We start from the raw sequence: 21,058 nt of genomic DNA on the forward strand, positions 1-21,058 counted from the left end.
TTAATGGAAGAAAATATTGCAGAATCCAGAAGCATTCGGACAGATGCGAGCGAAGTCATTGTTAGAGCGTTTGGCTATATCGTGATTTCCATCTTTGCGCTTTGCTGTTTGCTGCCGTTCCTTCTCATACTGGGAACATCGTTTACCACTGAGTCGGCTATCAAGAAATTTGGCTTTAACTTCTGGCCGAAGGAATTTAGTACCTTTGCTTACAAAATCGTATTTGAGAATCCCGATATCATCGTAGGTTCTTATGTCGTAACCATCCTTATTACCGTAGTAGGTACGGCAGTTGGCTTGTTCCTCGTAGCAATGACTGGCTATGCGCTGCAACGCCCGGACTTTGGTTACCGGAATGGCATCTCGTTCTTTATCTACTTCACAACCTTGTTCTCTGGCGGACTTGTTCCTTTCTATCTGCTTGTTACGCAATATCTAAGCCTGAAGGATAATTACATGGCAGTTCTGCTGCCAGGACTTCTCAGCCCATTCCTAATCATTATGATGAAGAGCTTCGTCCGCTCGATCCCGCATGCGATTACGGAATCAGCGAAGATTGACGGAGCAGGAGATTTTACAATCTTCATCCGCCTTATTCTTCCGATGACAACACCAGCGCTCGCAACCATTGGTTTGTTTATCGCGCTAGGTTACTGGAATGAATGGTATAACTCGATGCTGTTCTTATCACCTAATATGGATTACCGCCCACTTCAGCTGTTCTTATATAACGTGGTTACCAGTGCCGATTTTGTTCGTAACTCTGCTGCAGCCTCCAATGTCTCGCTTCGGGATGTGCCGCTTGAGTCTATGAAAATGGCAACGGCTGTTGTTGCAACAGGTCCAGTTATCCTGTTCTATCCGTTCGTACAGCGTTACTTCATTAAAGGTATTACGGTTGGCGCTGTTAAAGGCTAATGTGCCGAAGGCCCAAGAGGCCTCTTCACATAACGGGCAAAGCCCGATATTGAAAAACAAAGGGGAGACGTGCATGTTTAAGAAAAGTTCTGCAATTTTGCTGTCTATCTTGATGGCTTCCAGCTTGGCAGCCTGCTCTGGTAATAACAACAAAGAAAATAAACCAGCAGACTCAGCTAAACCAAGTAACAACGCAAACTCAGAAGCATCTACAAACACTGGCGGCGATGCTGCCGTTGATACTTCCAAGTTCGTTAAAATCACCTATATGGTGCTTGGTAACAAGCCGACAAACGGACAGTTCGAAAAGGTACTTGCTGAAGTTAACAAAATCATGAAAGAAAAAATTAATGCAGAACTGGAATGGAAATGGATTGAATGGACGGACTGGCAAACGAAATACAACCTTGCGCTTGCTTCCGGTGAAGCTATTGACCTGATCACAATCGGTACAGACTGGCTTGATACGTGGGGTAACGCGCAACGTGGCGCCTTCATGAACCTGGATGATTTGCTTCCTAAATATGCACCTCAAACCTTTAACTCAATCCCTGCAGAAGATTGGGCAGAAAGTAAATACAACGGCAAAATCGTCCTCATCCCTGAAAATGATTACACACAATGGGTTAACCATGGCTTCTTCTACCGCGGTGACTGGGCGAAAGCAGCAGGCATCACAGAGCCAATCAAAGATTGGGATGGCATTGGCAAGTACCTGCAATACATCAAAGACACTATGCCTGATGTAATCCCTTGGGACGCTGTTTCCGGAACAAGTACATTTGGTGGATTTGATACTTCTTACACAAATAACCTTGAGCTGCCAATCTCGACAGGTTACCTGCCGGTATTCACGGCAAAATCTTTTGACGAGAAATTTACAATTAACAGCCCTGTCTTTGAAGATACAATGGTGAAATATGCAACAATGATGAAAGAATGGGCCGACAAAGGCTTCTGGCGTGAAGACGTACTGAATAACAAAAATGATACCCGAGCTTCACTTCGTGCAGGCCTAACCGGTATGGACCAGCATCACACACAAACGTTTGGCGGCCTTCGTGTCCAAATGGATAAAGACCAACCAGGTTCTGAGCTGCAGATGTTCCCATTTGCTCGTCAAGGCGGCAACAACCTGACTGAGCTGTCTATCACTCACGGTGGTACTTCTGTTGGTGCAAAATCCAAAAACCCAGAGCGTGCTCTGATGGCTTATGACCTGATCCGTAACGATGAACAAATTTACCACCTGCTCAACTACGGTATCGAAGGCGTTCAATATGAAGTTGTAGATGGTAAGCGTCAACAGCCAGCAGGCTATGACGAGACTAAAGACGGCTTCTATGCAGACTTCTGGGGCGGCCGTGTTGACAAGTTCGAAATTCCAAGTGTAACAACATGGGATCAATTGGAAGAAACACTGTATGCTGAGTATGACCAAATCAAAAAACCTTACCCGTATGGCCAATTCGTATTCGACAAAACACCGGTTGAAGCTGAGTTGACAGCGATTACTCAAGTAACAGGTGAAATGGGCCCAGCTATTGCTTATGGTAAAGCAGGCGATCCAGTTAAAGCGGTTGAGCAATTCCGCAGCAAGCTGAAAACAGCTGGCTATGACAAAGTTCTTGCAGAACTGCAAAAACAAATGGACGCTTACAAACAACTTATCGAAAGCCAAGGCTAATAAGTAAGGAAGAGAGCCAGGATTAGACGTCTAACGTCTGATCCTGGCTTTTTACTATTTAAATAGTGAGCTGCTACTTAGACGGGATATAAATATCAATTTGGCTATCTGCATTTTCTAGTGAGTGAATATCCTTCCAATACTCAATATCAATGGGTCTGACGCCAAACGTGTTGTTAATGTATTCATAAGTTGAACCAATTTCGGATTCAGCGCCTGCATGTACGATTTTCATAAATTGTCCAGCTGGCAATGTATAAGTAATCATATCGGCAGGGATTTCTCCATGGGAGCTTACTTTCAGAGCAATTACATGCTGATAAGGCGTATCATGAGTCCATTGACCATCTTGATTATAAATTTGAAGGAGATAAATGCCGGATTCATTCGCATTTTCTATTTCATCTGTCCGTTTGGCGAGGTCTTCACGTAACACACCAACAATCCGCGATTCCAGAACATGATTTAGACTTTCGGTGATCGAAAAACCAACCAACTTGATCTCGTCTTGTTCGATCTTATCGACTTCATAGGTTTTCACTATAGTTCCTCCTTAGTCTATGGAAAAAATACCCATAATTAGAATAACGAATATATGTTCGCTTGTAAAGAAGTTTTTGTGTTGTTATATTTACGTTAACGTTGACGTTAACTTATGAGAGGAGTATGCTAAAGATGTCACTTAGGTTTGAAGCAGTACAGAAGTGGGTATCAAAAGGGTAGAGAGTGCATTTTGAAGGAGGCATTTGTTATGTATAATCATTTACTAGTTCCCGTTGATGGATCGGAGCAGGCGTATAAAGCACTGGATCAAGCTATTCGATTAGTAAAGGCGATTGGCTCTCAGATTTCGTTGTCCGTTCTCCATGTAACGGGACGTGTTGCGATAAGCGAGCCTTTTATCTATTTTGATTTAGGCCAAACACTGGATGATGAAGAGAATGCAGTTCTCGCTGAGGCGGCTAATAAGCTGAAGGATTCAGGCGTTACCTATAATTTGCTAAGAGCGGATGGAGATCCAGCAATATTGATCTGTCGGACAGCGCAGGAAAGAGGATGTGACCTGATCGTCATGGGCAGTCGTGGTGTCGGACTCATGTCCGAAATTCTGCTCGGCAGTGTCAGTCACGCCGTATCTCAGCATTCCCATTGCCCAGTCTTGCTTGTAAAATAAATAATCGATTATAGAAAAAGTTGCCCAAGGGCAGCTTTTTTTGATTGGATAAATCCCTTAACGATGTCCGGTATCGTTAAGGGATTCCCATTAAACAATTTGGAAGATAGGTTTGATGGGAATAAACGAAACAGGTACATCCGGATATTTTTGCCGCAGTTCCTCGCTTAAAGCACGCATACCAGGTTCTTCGCTCTCGGCGTGACCGAGGGTGAGCAGAGCTTTGTTAGCGCCTTGATGGGCTGCATCCCGGATATATTCCGGCGTCTCCCATTCAGGCCCTTCGCCAACGATAAGCAGATCAAGATTATGCTCGCGCATCAATGGAATTGCAGTGGAGGCGCCTCCTCGATAACCAACCAAGATGCCTGCACGGCTGCATGGAGTGGAGAGGTCGCCGGTAATACGCAGGAAAGGCATCCCCAGCTTTTGTTTAACATGTGCAGCTACATCACTTACCGTCATAGACGAAAACTCGAGAACAGCTGCAATTGACAGCATTTCAACTAGATTCGCCTCCCATTCTAGTGCTTCAAGCAATCCAGTCATGATGATATCGGGCTGCTTCTGATGGCAATAATCATGATAACGGAAGACCGCAATTCCACTGTCCTCAAGCAACTGCTGCTTTTTCAAGAAAACCTGGTCATTCTCTACAAGCTTGTCATCATGACGATGGCTATAGGAAAGAGGCTCATGAGTAATGAGGAGATTAGCTCCCTTTGTAATGGCTTCCTCTATGACTTGCTGAGTTGGCATAAAAGAAACAGCAATGCCGCGCACTTCTGTATCTGGCTGCCCGGCCATTAGAATATCAACAGTGTTGTTAATCGTAGGAACCGATGAGCGCAATTCATCAATAACGTTCTGAATCGTTAGTGGCATAAACGAGATCCTTTCCTTCTGAGAACTGGTTGTGGGGTATAAAAAGGCGCCTTCAGACGAAGGGCGTCTATTTGCTGCTTGGGTAGATTTTTTCACCCTTCTCGAGCATTTCAATGAATTGATGAATTTTTTTCACCCGAGTCTCTTGCTTCTTAACGTTATGAATTCGGAATAGAATGGCATACCTATTCTGCTTGTCCAATGTATCAAAAAACTGCTGTGCTTTCTCATTTCGTGCTAACTCAATTGCGAAATCCTCTGGAATGGTCGCATTAGACTGCGATTCATACGCTTTATCCCATAGTCCATTTTGTTTGGCTGTTTCAATGGATTTGAAGCCGCTTGGCTGCATTTTGCCAGCAGCAATTAGGCCTTCGGCTTTATCTTTATTGACCTTGGACCATATACTCTTCGGCCCTCTAGGAGAAAATCGTTGAATCCAGCTTTCTTCGTCGAACGTTTTTTTATGGCTGTCGATCCACCCGTAGCATAAAGAAACATCGAGAGCCTCATGGTAAGTAACGGATGGACGGGCCGCATTCTTTTTAGAAATCTGCAGCCAGATGCCGGGCGATTGATCATGATGGCTTGCAAGCCACTCTTCGAAAGCCGATTGATCCGGGAAGAAGAGAACAGGCAGTTCTATTTTGCTCAGTGTGGTCATCCCCTTTATGCCTTTTTCTATAACATTATAGCACTTGCTAATAGTTGGAATAAATCTTGAGTTTACAAACTTTTCCTATAAAATAAGATTACAAAAGAGGGGATAAAAGATGAGCCATGTTAGAGCCATGCAAAAAGGTGAACTGCAGGAGCTGCTGGACTTATATCAGCATCTGAATCAAGATGACCCAGCGCTTCAAGCAGCGGATGTGCAGGAGCTATGGGAACAAATTCAGCAGGATCGAAACATGCACTATCTGGTTGTGGAAGAAGAGGGAAGAATAGCGGCAGCTTGTGTCCTGATCCTTATTCCGAACCTAACAAGAGGAGCTAGACCCTACGGTTTAATTGAAAATGTAGTTACACACCCTGACTTCCGCAGGAGGGGGTTTGGAACTGATGTACTAAATGAAGCTTTAGCCATTGCATGGGGGCATGATTGCTACAAGGTTATGCTCCTAACGAGCTCGAAGCAGGAAGGAACGCTTACCTTTTATGAGAAGGCTGGTTTTGTGAAAGGGATTAAGACCGGGTTTGTAGCGAAGCCTTCTTAACTGGGAACATTTCAGATCATGAAAAGCCTAAAAAGGTGAGAAAAGTATGAGTTTTAATCCTCAATAGTATCTGGAGGTTTATAGATTGAGAGTCATTATTGTAACAATCCTTGTTTTCTCTTTCATTCTGCTGAATAGCTGCTCTAATAATGAAGCGGCAGCTACTCTATTGATCGACGACATCAAGCATAGCATGGCTGAGGCAAATGTTCATTATGAGGAAGTAGTACATATTGAGGTCGTGCAAGCTGGATTTCTTGTTTTTTATCGTGATGGCGAGGGACTGAATGTGGGGTTTATCAAGAATGAGCCCAAAACTCATAAGTGGATGGTGCTTTCACTGGATTACAATAATCTCAATCCTGAGAAGGGTCTTTCCTGGAGTGCTAATAATAAAGAAGACATCCCCTTATATTTCTTCTACGGAGTAATCACAAACCCTAATATTACCCGGGTTATCACCAAAAAACCGGATGGATCGAGTGAACAATCAGCAAAAATCATTACAACTGACAGCGGATTAACATTCTGGTTCACGTTATATGATGAGCCAACCAGCGCGCCAATGGACGTCATTGGACTGGATAAGGACAGCAATATTATAGTCCAATAACAGCCGAACTTCACAGATCGTTGCTATTTGATGTGATTACAATCACACCAGGGAGGCACCGCAATTCGCTATACTTGTAACATAACAGGTTGAAGAAAGCGAGGAGAGCTTCATGCTAAGTGAAAAAACGATCTCCATTATAAAATCGACAGTACCAGTGCTCGAGGTTCACGGAGTGGCGATTACGAAACGGTTCTATCAATTATTGTTTACGAATCATCCCGAGCTTATGAATGTATTTAATCATGCGAATCAAAGACAAGGCAAACAGCAGGCGGCACTTGCGAATGCGGTTTATGCTGCAGCCCAATATATAGACAAGCTTGAGACAATCCTTCCAGCTGTAAAGCAGATCGCACATAAACACCGCAGTCTTGGCATTACGGCAGACCAATACCCGATTGTCGGGCAAAATCTGCTTCAAGCCATTAAAGAGGTGCTTGGTGATGCCGCAACGGACGAAATCCTTGATGCATGGGCAGAAGCGTATGGCGTAATCGCTAGTGTATTCATTAGTGTGGAAGCGGAGATGTACCAAGAAGCCGAGCAGCAGCAAGGAGGCTGGGCAGGTTATCGGGCATTCCGGGTGGAACGCAAAGTACAGGAGAGTAGTGTTATTACTTCCTTCTATTTTGTACCGCAAGATGGAGGTTCAATTGCCTCGTTTAAGCCAGGGCAATATGTCAGCGTGAAGATGGATATTCCGGGCGAAAAAAACACCCACATCCGTCAATACAGTCTGTCGGATGCGCCGGGTAAACCTTATTACCGGATATCTGTAAAACGGGAAGATACATTGCCAAGCAAGCCTGCCGGAGTGGTCTCGGTGTATCTGCATGAACAGATGAAGGAAGGCGAGGTGCTCTGGTTGTCAGCACCTGCTGGAGATTTCACACTTGATCTAGAAGATATACGTCCAGTCGTCTTGATCAGCGGGGGAGTAGGCTTAACGCCAATGGTCAGTATGCTTAATACGCTAGTAGATACCAAAACGGATCGCCAGGTTACCTTTATCCATGCTGCTCAGAACGGAGAGTACCATGCTCTGAAGCAACAGGTTGAGGAAAAGGTAAGCCAGACGTCTGGAGCAGCAGCACATTGGTGCTATTCGAATCCAACCGTACTGGACACTGGAGCATTCCACAAGGAAGGGTACATTGACTTGCCTTGGCTGCAAAAAGTGATTCCGAATAAAGACGCTGTCTTCTACTTCTGCGGACCGGTTCCTTTTATGGCTCATATTAACCGACTGCTTCTTGAGTGGAATGTTCCTGCAGAACAGATTCATTATGAGTTCTTTGGCCCGTCCGGCAGCCTTGATCAACCTTCAGAGCAAGCGGCTGTGCCTCAGCAATAGTACTCACCAAATCAGCCTTCTTTCTGGGCACGCAGCAGCCGGTTTATCGTCTCTCGACGCATGCCAATAAACTGACCGATCTCATCTTGAGTCAGAACATCGGTCAGCACGGCTGGTGAGATGTAATGATCAAACCAGGCTTGCAGCTTTCGAAGCTTGTCAGCGGGTGCAATCGAGGTCAACTGGTCGATCCGCTGCTGCATCATGCGTAGCTTATCCTGCAGCTGTAAGGCAATGGAGCGATATCTGTCTGGATGCTGCTCCAGCTCTTGATACCATGCAGCGGCAGGGATCATATCGACTTCGCAGGTCACAAGGGCAGTCGCGGTACCGAAATAAGGGTTGGGACTAATAAGGGAATGATGCGGAATGATTTCATCCGGAACGATGATGTTCACGAGAATTTGTGAGCCGTCCGGGTGCATACGTACAATTTTGAGCAGTCCGCTTCGCAGATGGAACAGCGGTCCTGACTCCCCTTGCAGGAATAATGTCTCGCCTTTATGTAAAATCATTGAACCTCCATAAATACAAGCGAAGCCCGAATGACCGAGGCTTCGTTTTTTTGTCTTCATTATACGATAGTTTGCAATTTGATGTTGCAATGCCTTCCAGTTATTGTATCCTAATAAGGAACCTATGTTCGATAAGGAGGAGCATAATGCGAAAGCTGGAAACGGAACAGGACATTATTCAGCTCGTGATGGAGGATGAGTGGATGATGTCTGTTTTACATACAGCAAAGTCACTTAACCTGCCCGATTGGTGGGTTTGTGCAGGCTTTGTAAGGTCGAAGGTATGGGATTATCTGCACGGTTATACGGAATGGTCTTCTTTAGCGGATGTTGATTTGATTTACTACGATCTTTCCGTTCAGGATGAAGCCGTGGAGAAGCAGTACGAACAGCAATTAAGAAACATGATGCCGGCTGTCCCTTGGTCGGTGAAAAATGAGGCGCGAATGCATCTTATCAACGATATTCCACCTTACTCTTCATCTGTAGATGCGATGTCCAAGTTCCCGGAGATTGTTACCGCACTAGGTCTAACCTTGGATGAACAGAACAAGGTTGTTTTATCTGCACCTTGGGGGATCGAAGATTTGCTGCATTATGCTGTCCGTCCAACACCTCATTTTGCAGAATCACCGGAATTGATGAAACGCTACGAGGACCGTCTTGTGAAGAAAAACTGGAAGAGCAGGTGGTGGAAGGTTGAAATCATTCGATAACCTGGAGACGCAGATTTACCTCGTAAGGCATGCACATTCCATTTATTCAGCTGATGAACTTAACCGTCCTTTATCTTCATCAGGTGAAGAGGCAGCGCTACAAGCTGCGGATCTTTTGAAGGATAAACAGATCACAACGATTATCTCCAGTCCGTATAAACGAGCGGTCCAGACGGTAGAACCTTTAGCGGTTCGTAACGGTCTAGCGATACATATTGAAGAAGGATTTAGAGAACGGTTATTATCCGATGAGCACCTAGAGGACTTCAATCATGCCATTACAAAAGTATGGGAAGAAGAATCCTTCTCTTGGCCGGGCGGTGAATCGAACCTTGCTGCGCAGCAAAGAGGTGTACAAGCTCTCGAGAAGATTTTACAGGAACATCAAGGTCATAAGATTGCTATCGGTACACATGGCAACATCATGGTGTTAATCATGAACGCTCTTAATAGTAAATATGGTTTCGAATTTTGGAAACAGCTGAACATGCCGGATATTTATAAGCTCAGCTTTAATGGGTTCGCACTTCATCATGTAGAACGGATTTGGAAGTCATCTGATAGAGGAGAGTGACGATAGGTGAGTAATCTGCTGCAAGTCAGAGTGACGGGAATCTTAATAGAAGAGGAACGCATATTATTAGTGAAGCAAAAAGTATCTGACAACCGTTCATGGTCTTTGCCTGGTGGGCGCGTAGAGCAAGGAGAGACACTGGAAGAAGCCATTGTCCGGGAGCTTGAAGAAGAGACGGGATTAACGACTCGAATCATTAAGCTGCTTTATCTTTGTGATAAACCCGATGCTTCGCCATCATTACTGCACATAACTTTTTTACTCGATAGAGTGGGTGGGGAGCTGCGTCTTCCGTCGAATGAATTTGACCAGAATCCGATTAACGATGTAGCATTTGTTCCGATCTCTGAACTCACTGAATACGGCTTCTCCGAAACCTTTAAGCAGCTTGTCCAAGACAGGTTTCCTGAAGCCGGAAGCTACAAAGGGTTGAAGAGTATGATTGGTTTGTAAATCGAAGTCATACTCTATCAAAAATCTTAATAATATGTAACTAAGAGAGGGATGTCCCTCTCTTTTCATTCTAATCTCGTTCATTATAGTAGTTATAAGCTTTCGACAATAACTCAGCAAGAATTCGGCTTTGCTCCTCGCCCAAATGCTCAATGAGTCCACCAAGATGCTGGTTAAACAACTCGTCTGCTTCTTTAGCAATTTCCTCACCTTTAGGAGTTAATTCGATTCCTACGGCTCGCCGGTCATCAGGATCTACCGTTCGTTCGACAAGCCCATCTGCGATCAGCTTCTTAATAAGCTGGGTGACGGTTGGTGTTGTGACAAGCAGTCTTTTGCTAATTTCGGACACTTTGATTTTGGGATTGCCCTCATCGGTATTCGCCATGATACAAAACAATAGACGCAGCTCACTCCGGTTTAGTCCTCTTACCGATTTTTGTCTCCACTCCGCTTTGGCGAAGCGGGTAAAAGAACTTTTCAGTTGTTGTATGATCTCTTGTTGGTTGTCTTTGTCCATACCTGCTCCTATTCCTCACTTGTTAATTGTTAATACTTGAAATATATCATAATTCTCATTATTATTATAGTTAAGTTGGTAAACTAAATATTTATCACCAAAATAATGGGGTGAAACGATGGTTAACGTAGGAGTAATGGGTACAGGGTACGTTGGACTTGTTCATGGCGCTGTACTTTCCAGTTATGGGTTCCGAGTTACCTGCATGGACGTAGATGAGCACAAGATCGAGCGTCTAAACCAAGGCATTTCACCGATCTACGAGCCAGGGCTTGAAGAGCTTCTGCATGAGGGCTTGGAAAAGGGGACTTTATCCTTCACCACAAGCGCGCAGCAAGTCGTTCAATCCAGTGATGTCCTATTTATAGCTGTTGGAACGCCTGCAAAAGAAGACGGCAGTGCGGATCTTTCTTATGTCTGGGAAGTTGTGCAGCAGATCGGTAAATATATAAACGGCTATAAAGTAATCGTCAGCAAATCGACGATGCCGGTTGGAACTAGCAGAAGTATTGCTTTATATCTCGACGGTAGTCTTAGAGGTACTTCCTACCGGGTTGATGTGGCTTCCAATCCGGAATTTTTAAGACAGGGCAAGGCAGTCAGCGATTCGTTAGCGCCATCCCGTGTTGTTATTGGAACGGAAAGTGAAGAAGCGAAGGAGCTGTTGAAGACAGTCTACGCTACTCATCTTGAGCAGGATGTCCCGTTTCTATTCACGAACTGGGAAAGCTCCGAGATGATTAAATACGCGTCCAATTCCTTCTTAGCGGTGAAAATTTCGTTCATCAATGAATTAGCTCTTTTGTCCGAGAAGGTTGGCGCAAGAATACAAGATATTGCGACAGGCATGGGTATGGATGACCGCATCTCGCCGCATTTCCTGCAGGCAGGCCCCGGTTATGGAGGCAGCTGCTTCCCGAAAGATACACAAGCGATCGTGGATGTCGGCAGGAAGAACGGCGAGGAGCTTTACGTAGTGCGTGCGGCGATTGCCGCAAATGACAAGCAGAAGGCGAAGATGGTCTCAAAGATCGAAGAGGTACTCTCATTTGATGGAACCTTGAAAGGAAGAACCATTGCGATATGGGGGCTTGCCTTTAAGCCGGATACGGATGATATCCGTTATGCGCCAAGCTATGAGATTATCCAAGAACTGCTCAGCAGAGGAGCTTCCGTTAAGGTCTATTGCCCGCAGGGGATGAGATTAGCGAAGCAGCAATGGACGGAGCTCAGCAGCCGCATTCAATATTGCGATAGTGAAGCGGAATGCGCACAGAAAGCAGATGCTATTGTGCTCATGACGGAATGGGAGCAGTTCCGTACGAGCAGCTGGGAGAAGATTGTAAGAACGATGCGCGGCAATGTCTTTTTTGATATGCGGAATATGTTCACTGAGGATTCAGTTGTGCGTCAATGGTTTCAATACTACCCAGTTGGTTCAAGCGAATACGGGTATCCATTGCAGGAGGCACAATGAAAACCTACTGCGTAACCGGGGGAGCGGGTTTTATCGGCTCTCATCTTTGCGAGCAATTGCTCAGCCAAGGCCATCGTATCATTAATATCGATAATTTCCATGACGTATACGACTATAAAACGAAAATCAGGAATATCCTGAGTAGTACAGGATCAAGTTTTCCATATTCATATTCGGGAGATAAAGCGGAGGATTTGGCCAAGCTTCAAGCCATGGTGGAATCGGATCATTACAGTCTGGTGATCACGGATATACGTCATATGGACGAGCTGGATGCGGTATTTGCAAGCGAGAAGATTGATGCGGTCATTCATCTTGCAGCAATGGCTGGGGTTCGGCCTTCTATTGAGGATCCACTGTTATATGAGGAAGTGAATGTGAAGGGCACTCTGCATGTGATGGAGGCGATGCGTAAGCATGGCGTTCGCAAATGGCTGTGCGCTTCTTCTTCTTCGGTGTATGGGAATAACAAGAAGGTGCCTTTTTCCGAGGAAGACGTGGTAGATTACAGTATTTCACCTTATGCAGCAACGAAGAAGTCTTGTGAGGTGCTGGGACATACTTACCACCATCTGCATCAAGTCGATACGATTATGCTTCGTTTCTTCACTGTCTATGGAGAGCGGCAGCGGCCGGATCTAGCGATCCACAAATTCGCCAAATTGCTTGATCGTGGTGAAGAACTTACGATGTACGGGGATGGTTCCTCGAGACGGGACTACACGTATGTCGGTGATATTATTGCCGGTATTCTTGGCGCATTATCGTATGTTGAACAGAACACCAGCGTCTATGAAGTTGTGAATTTGGGCACGAACCGAACCATTACGCTCCGAGATTTAATTACAAGCTTGGAACAGGAGTTTGGCAAAAAAGCTCTTATTCGTACATTGCCTAACCAGCCGGGAGATGTGGAGCAAACCTACGCAGACGTATCCAAGGCGAATCAGTTGTTCAACTATCAACCACAGACCGATTTTGCCGAAGGATTACACAAGTTTGTTAGATGGTATAGGGGGAATTCAAATGGTTAAATTATCGGTCGTTGCGCCAATTTATAACGAAGAAGAGAATATTAAGCTGCTGCATGAGGCCATTACGAATGCAGTGAAGGATAAAGTTGAAAGCTATGAAATTGTGCTGATTAACGATGGCAGCAAGGATCGCAGCGCGCTTCTGCTGGACGAATTGGCAGAGCAGGATCCTAACTTGAGAGTGATTCATTTCGAGAAAAACTGCGGTCAAACCGCTGCCATTTATGCAGGCTTGAAAGGCTCTACTGGGGAGCTTGTTGCCCTAATAGATGCCGATTTGCAGACCGACCCACGTGATATTTTCAAGCTGATGCCTTACATTCCGAACATGGATTTCGTAAACGGCAAACGCGTTAGACGAAGAGACACGGTCGTGAAGAAAGTATCTTCACGTGTCGGGAATGGTGTACGTAACTGGCTGACGGGTGATCAAATTTATGATACGGGCTGCCCGATGAAGCTGATGAAGCGTGAAGTGGCAGACAGCTACTATTTGTACGAGGGACAGCATCGCTTCCTGCCGACATTAGCGAAGATCAACGGCTTTAAGGTGATTGAGGTTGCGGTATCCCACCAGGAAAGACAGCATGGCGTTTCCAAATATGGCGTATTGAATCGGGCATTCGTAGGACTTATGGATGCAATCGTCATTGGCTGGCTCCGTAAACGGGTCATTCGCTATCAGATTAAAGGCCATTAATCATGTGGTGGCATTCGATAATAGGCAATGTGTCGGCTGGCAACATGGGATGGATTATCTTTGGTTTCATTGGGCAAATCATGTTCACGATGCGGTTTATAACCCAATGGCTGGCAAGCGAAAAAGCGAAACAAACCGTCATTCCTCAGTCTTTTTGGATCTATAGCATTCTAGGCAGCGCCGTATTATCCATCTATGCGATTTATCGCAAGGACCCGGTATTCCTGCTTGGTCAACTGCCAAGCGTCTTCATCTATTTCCGCAATATTATGCTCAATCGTAAAGCACGATTGCAAACCTCGAACAGCAATTCCGTTGATCTATGAACGTTTGATGCACCTCTGGACAAGATCATCGGCTTACCTATTTAGGTAATCCGGTGGATTTTTCCGGGGGTGCATTTTTATTTGACCAGGACTATGCGATTACAAAAGGACAAGCTCAAGAGATCGTGGCATAAAACGCTAATTATTGGCATGTTCTTCCTTTATGCCCTAGAAGTATACTAATCCGTGCATGGTGATGAAAGCGTTGCCAGTAATCGTTGATTTGGAAAGGAGGGCTGACAGGAGGCAAATCATGCGATTGACTCCAACATTAACCCAAGCCATGAAATGATTATTTAAACTAGGGAGGAAATCAACGAATGTACACCATTTATCGGACAACGACGACGAACAAGCTGCTTGTCCTGACGCTTTGCGCTGTCATGCTGGTCTCACTCGTATCGTCATTGTTCATCCGCGAAGCACACGCCGCGGGCTCTTATTTATTATCGCAAAACAAAACCGCATACGCCTCTTCGGTAGAAGGCGGAAATGCAGCAAATCTAGCAGTCGACGGGACAACAGGGACACGTTGGGGAAGCCAATGGGGCGTTGACCCGCAATGGCTGTACGTTGATCTTGGTGCAAATGCTGCGATTGACCGTGTAAAGATTCAGTGGGAAGGCGCTTTTGCAACGGCTTATAAGGTTCAAGTATCAAGCGACGAATCCACATGGACGGACGTCTACTCCACAACGACTGGAGACGGTGGTGTGGATGATTTGACTCTTACAGGCAGCGGACGTTATGTAAGAATGTATGGCACGCAGCGTGCTCTTGCCGCATATGGTTATTCCATTCTGGAGTTTGAAGTATACGGTACAGGCGGCTCGACAGCGCCTCCGGTTAACTACGGTCCAAACGTTGCGCTGAACAAACCAGTCACGGTTTCATCGACTGAAAATTCCGCCTATTTGCCGCCAGGCTCAACGCTTGCTTCCAATGCTGTTGACGGTAATGTAACAACTCGCTGGTCGTCCAATGCGACAGACAGTGAATGGATTTATGTGGACCTTGGTGCAGCCCATCAGATCGGCCGGGTTGTCCTGAATTGGGAAGCCGCAGCCGGACGGGCTTATGATGTTCAAGTATCGAATAACGGCTCGCAGTGGACAACGGTCTACCGTGAGCTCCACTGGGCGGGAGGCAAGCAAGAAATCCCGCTATATACAAACGGACGTTATGTTCGGATGAACGGTATCGGACGTGCAACAAGCTTTGGTTATTCGCTGCTTGAGCTTGAAGTCTATGATTATATCGCGGGCCAGCCTCAGCCGACGTATACGATTCCAGCTTTGCCAACACCAACAGCTGTACAATCGGGCTCTGGCAGCTATTTGACGAATGATTTGCATATGCCTCAGCCAAAATATCCGGCAAACAAATCATCCAATATTACGACACCAATCCCATCGAATGACTGGTGGCAATCCCTCCTGATCAAGCCATATGGCGACTATCTGGTGACATTGCCGCTGAAATCGAAGTACTTCCAGCAAGGTCTTGGTATTTTGAATCCAGGAGCAGGCTGGCTGTCTCCAGACGGCAGAGCGGTTAATGCAGATGGCAACCCGGATCTCTACGTTATGTCGAATAGCATTAATACTTCGAAGATTCAAACTCGCGTCACCGGATATGGAGACTGGTCGGTAGACGCTGTTGTAAGTGATGACGCAACAGACAAGATGAAATCTACTTTTGTCAAAGGCTCACCTTACGTGTATAACACATTTGCTGATCCAAACTCGGTAGAGATCTATTCTTCGCTTATCACACAATTATTCGATGATAACGGCAATTCCGTTCTGACAACAGAAGGCGCAACACTGACGGCTGACCACATTGGGGTTAAGCTTACGAATACGGATGGCAGCGGTGCATCCTTTACCCGATACTATGGGATTTTCGCTCCTGCCGGAACAGTGTTTAAGAAGGTTGGAGCTAAGGTAAAAATCCAGCTTGGCAGCGGCGGGAATTACCTGTCGATTGGTGCAATGCCAACAGCTTCGAACCTGAACTACTTCTACCAGCATGCCTATGCCTACGTAACGGATACGAAAGTGAACTACAACTACAACGAATCAACTTCGCAGGTCACAACAGATTACACGTTGACGACTGCGCTTAAGCGTACAGGCTTCTCAAATCAAGCCCTGACAACGCTGCTTCCGCATCAATGGAAAGTGTCTTCGACACCACTTACAACGCTGACTTATCCTTCGGTCCGCGGGACGTTGAAAGTGCGCGAAGGCAATACATTTACAACGGTGGACCGTTTCTACGGTATCGTACCGCAGTTCACACAGCCAACCGATTCGGCTTATGACAAGTCACTTATGGTTTCTTATCTGAAAGCGCTGGATGAGGAAACAACAAGCAACTTAATGGCTGCCGATGCTTACTGGCAAGGCAAGAAGCTTCATCCGCTTGCTATGGGCGTACTTGCCGCTAATGAGCTTGGTGAGACGGCTTATCGGGATAAATTCCTGTCGCGGATCAAGTCCATTCTGACAGACTGGTATACGTACACGAATGGTGAACCGGACTACTTCCTGTACTACAACTCGGATTGGGGTACAACGTATTACAAATCCAGTGAGTTTGGCGCCAACAACGGCATTACGGACCATCACTTTACGTATGGCTACTATGTCTTTGCTTCCGCTGTACTTGCTACGTTCGATGATGAATTCAAAACGCAATACGGACCAATGATTGACCATCTGGTTCGTGATTACGCGAACCCATCACGTACCGATTCCATGTTCCCGTTCTTCCGCAGCTTTGACCCGTATGAAGGACATTCATGGGCAGGCGGCTATGCGGATAATGACAACGGCAACAACCAGGAAGCGGCAGGCGAATCACTGTTTGGCTGGGTAGGCCAATACTTGTGGGGTTTGACCAATGGAGATACGGCGTTCCGCAATGCGGCCATTTATGGCTTTACGACAGAGTTAAATGCCGTTATGCAATATTGGTTCAACTACGACGGAGACAACTGGCTTCCGCAATATACGCACAAAACGGTTGGACAAGTGTATGGTGCCTCTAACTTCTTCGGCACTTTCTTCAACGGAGATCCGGTTTATGTATACGGTATCCACTGGCTTCCAACGGCTGAGTATCTGACAAGCTACAGTCTTCCACAGGGCAAAGCGGCTGGTCTGTACAACGGATTTGTCGCCGATAACGGCGGTCAGGAGACAGACTGGTATCATATCGTGTGGCCGATCCAGGCGTTAAGTGATCCGCAAGCGGTCATTAACAAATGGAGCACGACAAGTATGCAGAAAAATGAGATTTTCAACACGTACTGGTTTGTTCATAACATGGCAACACTTGGTTCCCGTACGAAAGACGTCTGGGCAACAGGCTGGACAAGCGCAACGGTGTATAAGAAAGGAACCACTTATACAGCGCAGGTATGGAATCCGACGGCGAGTCCTGTAACGGTAACGTTCAAGAACGCTGCTGGAACAACAGGAACTGCAATTGTAGCTGCGAAATCGCTCGTAACGGTTAATCCGATGGTGAATTCGAATGCCGGTGATAACTGGGCTCCAGTTGGAAGCGGTGGCGGAGACAACGGTGGCGAGAACGGCAATGGCGGCAACAATGGCACAGACACGAACGTAGCCCTTAACAAGACGGTAACGGTATCAACGACAGAAACACCATTTGCCGGTGCAAATGCAGTAGACGGTAATGCTGAAACGCGCTGGGCTTCTGTAACAAGCGCCGATCCGCAAACTCTTACCATTGATCTCGGTTCCTCGCAGCAACTGAGCCGTGTGAAGCTGAACTGGGAGACAGCGTACGGCAAATCGTATAAAGTACAAGTGTCTGCTGACGGCTCGAATTGGTCCGATATTTACACGACAACAACCGGCGACGGTGGAACCGATGATTTTAACGTGACAGGAACAGGACGTTATGTCCGAATCAATATGACCGAGCGTGGCACGATTTACGGCTATTCGCTTTATGAAGTTGAGGTATATGGCCATACGGCAGCAACGTCGAACTCTTCGCTTTTGTCCGTAGGGAAGACAGCAACCGCATCATCTTACCAGGATCCATTCGTTGCAGCTTCGGCATTTGATAACGACCCAGGCACACGCTGGGGTTCGGTAACAGGTGTGGACCCCCAATGGATTACGGTTGATCTTGGGCAGAATCGCACGGTAACGAATATTAAGCTGAAGTGGGAGCCTGCTTATGCGAAGTCGTTCAAGCTGCAAATCTCAACTGACGGCAATAGCTGGACCGATCTGTACAGCACAACAACGGGTACAGGCAGTGACCTGGATCAGAATGTGGATGGCAACGGCCGTTATGTCCGTATGCTTGGCACAGAACGCGGGACGCAATGGGGTTACTCGCTCTGGAGTTTTGATGTGTATGGGTATTAATTCTTTATAATTTCTTGAATGTGAAGCCTTGTGGCCATTGGCCTCAGGGCTTTCTTTATGGAATGGGATAGTTAGCCTGAGGAGAAAATACATAAAGTGGGTACTTATACTGCTTGCTTTAATTCGATATTTAGATTATTATCTAAATATCGAATAGAAAGATTTATAAGAAGGTGAGCCATTTGAATGATGCTTTCAAGGCGTTGTCCGACCCAACTCGTCGTCAGATCCTCCAGATGCTGAAGGAACAGGATTTATCCGCCGGGCAAATCGCCGATCAATTTAATATTTCCAAGCCGAGCATTTCTCATCATTTGAATTTGCTCAAGCAAGCGAAGCTAGTTAGTGAAGAACGACAAGGGCAGAACCGGGTATACTCGCTGAATATGACCGTCGTGCAGGAAGCGATGGGCTGGTTTCTCGGGATGCTTGGGAAGAAAGGGGAATGAACCATGAATGAAAAAACGAATCAAATTTCACGATGGTCGAAGCAAGATTGGATTTTGCTTGTTGTTAATGCCGTTATCTTTGGCATTGTATTTCTTTTGTTTAATCATCAGCTTCCCGATATAGTGGGAAGTCATTACAACATTAATGGCGAGCAGGACGGTTCGATGTCCAAATCGAATATGTGGCTCGTATACGCAGGTATCGGCATTGCTCTGCCAGTCTTTCTATCGGTGGTAAAAAATATTGATCCGCGTCGTCAGAATTATGCAAAGTTCAGCGGTTATTACATGCTCATTCGCTGGACCATAAGTTTGTTTATCCATGGTGCTTTTGTGCTTATGATGCTGCAAAATCTCGATTATGATCTGCCTTTTATTAATATCGTGATTGGTGGACTTGGTGTAATGTGGATGGTCATCGGTAATCGAATGGGACAGATCCGCAGCAACTTCTTTGTAGGAATTAAGACACCTTGGGCAATCGCCGACGAGAATAATTGGCGAAGCACGCACCGAATAAGTGCCCGGTTATGGGTTGTTGCGGGGATTCTGATGCTCCTTGGTGCATGCCTGTTTCCAGCTAAATGGCTTTTAATTGTTCTTGCTCTTGGCGTTCTGATAAGTGCAGGGATACCATATATTTATTCCTATCTTTTATATACCCGTGGGAAAAAGACACAGTAACAAGGTCTACACATAAAAGTGGCGTAGGGAGCATGAATCCCTACGCCACTTTTATGTATTTTAAAGAACCCACAAATATGTAGAGCACTACGAAAGCTTTCTATATCCGCATAGTACCTTGTGTGTATACATTTAATTACTAATACCTATTTGATTATCCATTTTTTTCTTTAAAAATATAGATATGTATTTTAAAGCATTGGGGGAGAGATTTAAATTGAGTATTAAGAAAGAATCCAGGCCGTTAGTAAAGGGACTTGATCCGCAAAAAACGAAGAAATTGGTCTTCGCTGCCGTCGCCTTTATTGTTATTGGAATGTTTGGGCTTGCGTTTTGCCACGATAACGACATTATTACCAACGGTCAAGCTACTGCTGTTGGTTGGGTACTGTCCAGCATTTGCTTTATTCTGCTCATGATTGATACACTTGCGCAGAATAAATCAACAGCGATTTACCGAATGCTTGGAAGTTCATTCTTTATTTTTTTTCTTATCTATCGATACTTGTTCTAAGAAAAACCCATCACCTGAGTGATGGGTTTTATTGTCTGTCTAAATTCCACTAAGCCACACCAAAAGTAACTTTACGAACCAAATAGTCTACTTTTTCCGACATCGCTGTATCGTTAATCTGAGGAATTACATCGTATTTAAAGAGTTGCTGCTTCTTAATTAAATAGTAGTCCCAGATTGCGTTGCGCAGCGTAAGGTTGTTTTTCATGAGATAAAGGGGATCGAGCAGCTTCTGGAAGATCAGCTCATCCTGTAAAATATACAGCATTGCGTTCAAATCATTCATATACCCTTCGGCAATACCTCGCTCATAAAATGACCGCAAGCGGTTGTTTCGATCACTAATCGCCACCTCGATCGAGGCCATCAGCTGAGGATATACCTCACGTAAGTCATGGAAGAAGGCTTCCGTACCATAGTTTGCAATTAGAAGCGTCTGGGCAAAGGTGGACTGAAAGCCCTGAATATAAGCTTCACTGCTGCCTTCCTTCAGCTGGGTTTCATCACATACGACATATCTGATATAAAGGGCAGTCAGCCGTTCAATAATCTCATCGCGAGAAGGAAAGTACTTATATAATGTCGCTTTGGACAGATCCATCGCTTTAGCGATGTCATCCATGCGAAGTCCTTGGAAGCCGTTCGCCTTTATGGGATGCAACAGCTTGGCGACATATTTGTTTTTAGTTGCTTCATCGGTGTATCGGCAGCTCTGCGTTTCGTTTGTTGTTTCCATACGCGCTCACACTCACTTCCTATGTAAGGAGTATACATGATTTTTTCGGATAAAGAAATGGACTGGTTAGTCAAAGTAAACTAATTTTGTGTAA

Annotated in this window: 23 protein-coding genes; 17 read left to right on the top strand and 6 right to left on the bottom strand. The window is 45.5% G+C overall.

The window, feature by feature from the left end; translation table 11 throughout:
- Positions 1-3 precede the first annotated feature (3 nt).
- On the top strand, positions 4-918 hold the full coding sequence (locus FHS17_RS14125; protein WP_167279062.1) for a carbohydrate ABC transporter permease: 915 nt from the start codon (positions 4-6) through the stop codon (positions 916-918).
- 73 nt (positions 919-991) lie between these two features.
- Positions 992-2,605, top strand: coding sequence for a DUF3502 domain-containing protein (locus FHS17_RS14130; protein ID WP_167279063.1), 1,614 nt, complete (start codon positions 992-994; stop codon positions 2,603-2,605).
- A gap of 73 nt (positions 2,606-2,678) precedes the next feature.
- Here FHS17_RS14130 and FHS17_RS14135 read toward each other — a convergent pair whose 3' ends face one another.
- Positions 2,679-3,146, bottom strand: a complete 468-nt coding sequence (locus FHS17_RS14135) for an effector binding domain-containing protein (RefSeq protein ID WP_167279064.1) — start codon at positions 3,144-3,146, stop codon at positions 2,679-2,681.
- A 210-nt stretch (positions 3,147-3,356) separates the two neighbouring features.
- Between FHS17_RS14135 and FHS17_RS14140 the strand changes: the two genes are divergently transcribed.
- Entirely contained in the window at positions 3,357-3,779 is a 423-nt protein-coding gene (locus FHS17_RS14140; protein WP_167279065.1) for a universal stress protein, read from the top strand.
- Positions 3,780-3,869: 90 nt separating this feature from the next.
- On the opposite strand, the gene FHS17_RS14145 is transcribed toward FHS17_RS14140, so the two are convergent.
- Both FHS17_RS14145 and FHS17_RS14150 read right to left on the bottom strand, forming a co-directional pair.
- Complete coding sequence (locus FHS17_RS14145; protein ID WP_167279066.1) at positions 3,870-4,664, bottom strand: Nif3-like dinuclear metal center hexameric protein; 795 nt, start codon at positions 4,662-4,664, stop codon at positions 3,870-3,872.
- Positions 4,665-4,731: 67 nt separating this feature from the next.
- Complete coding sequence (locus FHS17_RS14150; RefSeq protein WP_243865355.1) at positions 4,732-5,328, bottom strand: YdeI/OmpD-associated family protein; 597 nt, start codon at positions 5,326-5,328, stop codon at positions 4,732-4,734.
- Positions 5,329-5,437: 109 nt separating this feature from the next.
- Here FHS17_RS14150 and FHS17_RS14155 point away from each other — a divergent pair, with 109 nt between their 5' ends.
- The 3 genes from FHS17_RS14155 (at position 5,438) to hmpA (ending at position 7,851) form a co-directional block, all read left to right on the top strand.
- The gene (locus FHS17_RS14155; RefSeq protein WP_167279067.1) at positions 5,438-5,881 is read left to right on the top strand and encodes a GNAT family N-acetyltransferase; all 444 of its coding nucleotides are present in this window, start codon (positions 5,438-5,440) and stop codon (positions 5,879-5,881) included.
- Positions 5,882-5,966: 85 nt separating this feature from the next.
- On the top strand, positions 5,967-6,494 hold the full coding sequence (locus FHS17_RS14160) for a hypothetical protein (RefSeq protein ID WP_167279068.1): 528 nt from the start codon (positions 5,967-5,969) through the stop codon (positions 6,492-6,494).
- 112 nt (positions 6,495-6,606) lie between these two features.
- The gene (gene hmpA / locus FHS17_RS14165; protein ID WP_167279069.1) at positions 6,607-7,851 is read left to right on the top strand and encodes an NO-inducible flavohemoprotein; all 1,245 of its coding nucleotides are present in this window, start codon (positions 6,607-6,609) and stop codon (positions 7,849-7,851) included.
- Positions 7,852-7,862: 11 nt separating this feature from the next.
- Here the strand turns inward: hmpA and FHS17_RS14170 are convergent, their stop codons facing one another.
- Positions 7,863-8,366, bottom strand: a complete 504-nt coding sequence (locus FHS17_RS14170) for a Crp/Fnr family transcriptional regulator (RefSeq protein ID WP_167279070.1) — start codon at positions 8,364-8,366, stop codon at positions 7,863-7,865.
- A gap of 146 nt (positions 8,367-8,512) precedes the next feature.
- On the opposite strand from FHS17_RS14170, the gene FHS17_RS14175 reads away from it, so the two are divergent.
- Genes FHS17_RS14175 through FHS17_RS14185 form a run of 3 tightly spaced genes read left to right on the top strand, consistent with a single transcriptional unit; the run spans position 8,513 to position 10,109 of the window.
- Entirely contained in the window at positions 8,513-9,082 is a 570-nt protein-coding gene (locus tag FHS17_RS14175; protein ID WP_167279071.1) for a nucleotidyltransferase family protein, read from the top strand.
- On the top strand, positions 9,066-9,656 hold the full coding sequence (locus tag FHS17_RS14180; RefSeq protein ID WP_243865356.1) for a histidine phosphatase family protein: 591 nt from the start codon (positions 9,066-9,068) through the stop codon (positions 9,654-9,656). Before FHS17_RS14175 ends, FHS17_RS14180 begins: the two co-directional genes overlap by 17 nt.
- A gap of 6 nt (positions 9,657-9,662) precedes the next feature.
- Positions 9,663-10,109: an NUDIX domain-containing protein gene (locus tag FHS17_RS14185; RefSeq protein WP_167279072.1), complete on the top strand. Its 447-nt coding sequence runs from the start codon at positions 9,663-9,665 to the stop codon at positions 10,107-10,109.
- A 70-nt stretch (positions 10,110-10,179) separates the two neighbouring features.
- Here the strand turns inward: FHS17_RS14185 and FHS17_RS14190 are convergent, their stop codons facing one another.
- Entirely contained in the window at positions 10,180-10,629 is a 450-nt protein-coding gene (locus FHS17_RS14190; protein ID WP_167279073.1) for a MarR family winged helix-turn-helix transcriptional regulator, read from the bottom strand.
- Between the two features lie 118 nt (positions 10,630-10,747).
- Here FHS17_RS14190 and FHS17_RS14195 point away from each other — a divergent pair, with 118 nt between their 5' ends.
- The 8 genes from FHS17_RS14195 to FHS17_RS14230 all read left to right on the top strand — a co-directional run bounded on the left by FHS17_RS14195 (position 10,748) and on the right by FHS17_RS14230 (position 20,228).
- Complete coding sequence (locus tag FHS17_RS14195; protein WP_167279074.1) at positions 10,748-12,106, top strand: UDP-glucose dehydrogenase family protein; 1,359 nt, start codon at positions 10,748-10,750, stop codon at positions 12,104-12,106.
- Positions 12,103-13,140 (top strand): GDP-mannose 4,6-dehydratase, encoded by a 1,038-nt coding sequence (locus tag FHS17_RS14200; RefSeq protein WP_167279075.1) that lies wholly within the window; start codon positions 12,103-12,105, stop codon positions 13,138-13,140. The genes FHS17_RS14195 and FHS17_RS14200 overlap by 4 nt, the downstream gene beginning before the upstream one ends.
- Positions 13,133-13,840: a glycosyltransferase family 2 protein gene (locus FHS17_RS14205; RefSeq protein WP_167279076.1), complete on the top strand. Its 708-nt coding sequence runs from the start codon at positions 13,133-13,135 to the stop codon at positions 13,838-13,840. The genes FHS17_RS14200 and FHS17_RS14205 overlap by 8 nt, the downstream gene beginning before the upstream one ends.
- 2 nt (positions 13,841-13,842) lie before the next feature.
- Positions 13,843-14,166: a lipid-A-disaccharide synthase N-terminal domain-containing protein gene (locus tag FHS17_RS14210; protein ID WP_208420382.1), complete on the top strand. Its 324-nt coding sequence runs from the start codon at positions 13,843-13,845 to the stop codon at positions 14,164-14,166.
- A 320-nt stretch (positions 14,167-14,486) separates the two neighbouring features.
- On the top strand, positions 14,487-18,581 hold the full coding sequence (locus FHS17_RS14215) for a discoidin domain-containing protein (protein WP_167279077.1): 4,095 nt from the start codon (positions 14,487-14,489) through the stop codon (positions 18,579-18,581).
- Positions 18,582-18,763: 182 nt separating this feature from the next.
- A complete protein-coding gene (locus FHS17_RS14220; RefSeq protein ID WP_167279078.1) occupies positions 18,764-19,030 on the top strand; it encodes an autorepressor SdpR family transcription factor in 267 nt (88 codons plus the stop codon).
- Positions 19,031-19,033: 3 nt separating this feature from the next.
- Positions 19,034-19,714 carry an SdpI family protein gene (locus FHS17_RS14225; protein ID WP_167279079.1) on the top strand — a complete coding sequence of 227 codons (681 nt, stop codon included), beginning with the start codon at positions 19,034-19,036 and terminating at the stop codon, positions 19,712-19,714.
- 217 nt (positions 19,715-19,931) lie between these two features.
- On the top strand, positions 19,932-20,228 hold the full coding sequence (locus FHS17_RS14230) for a hypothetical protein (protein ID WP_167279080.1): 297 nt from the start codon (positions 19,932-19,934) through the stop codon (positions 20,226-20,228).
- 49 nt (positions 20,229-20,277) lie between these two features.
- Here the strand turns inward: FHS17_RS14230 and FHS17_RS14235 are convergent, their stop codons facing one another.
- Positions 20,278-20,964, bottom strand: a complete 687-nt coding sequence (locus FHS17_RS14235) for a TetR/AcrR family transcriptional regulator (protein ID WP_167279081.1) — start codon at positions 20,962-20,964, stop codon at positions 20,278-20,280.
- Positions 20,965-21,058: the final 94 nt, after the last annotated feature.

Source organism: Paenibacillus lupini, assembly GCF_011761355.1.
Classification (GTDB): domain Bacteria; phylum Bacillota; class Bacilli; order Paenibacillales; family Paenibacillaceae; genus Pristimantibacillus; species Pristimantibacillus lupini.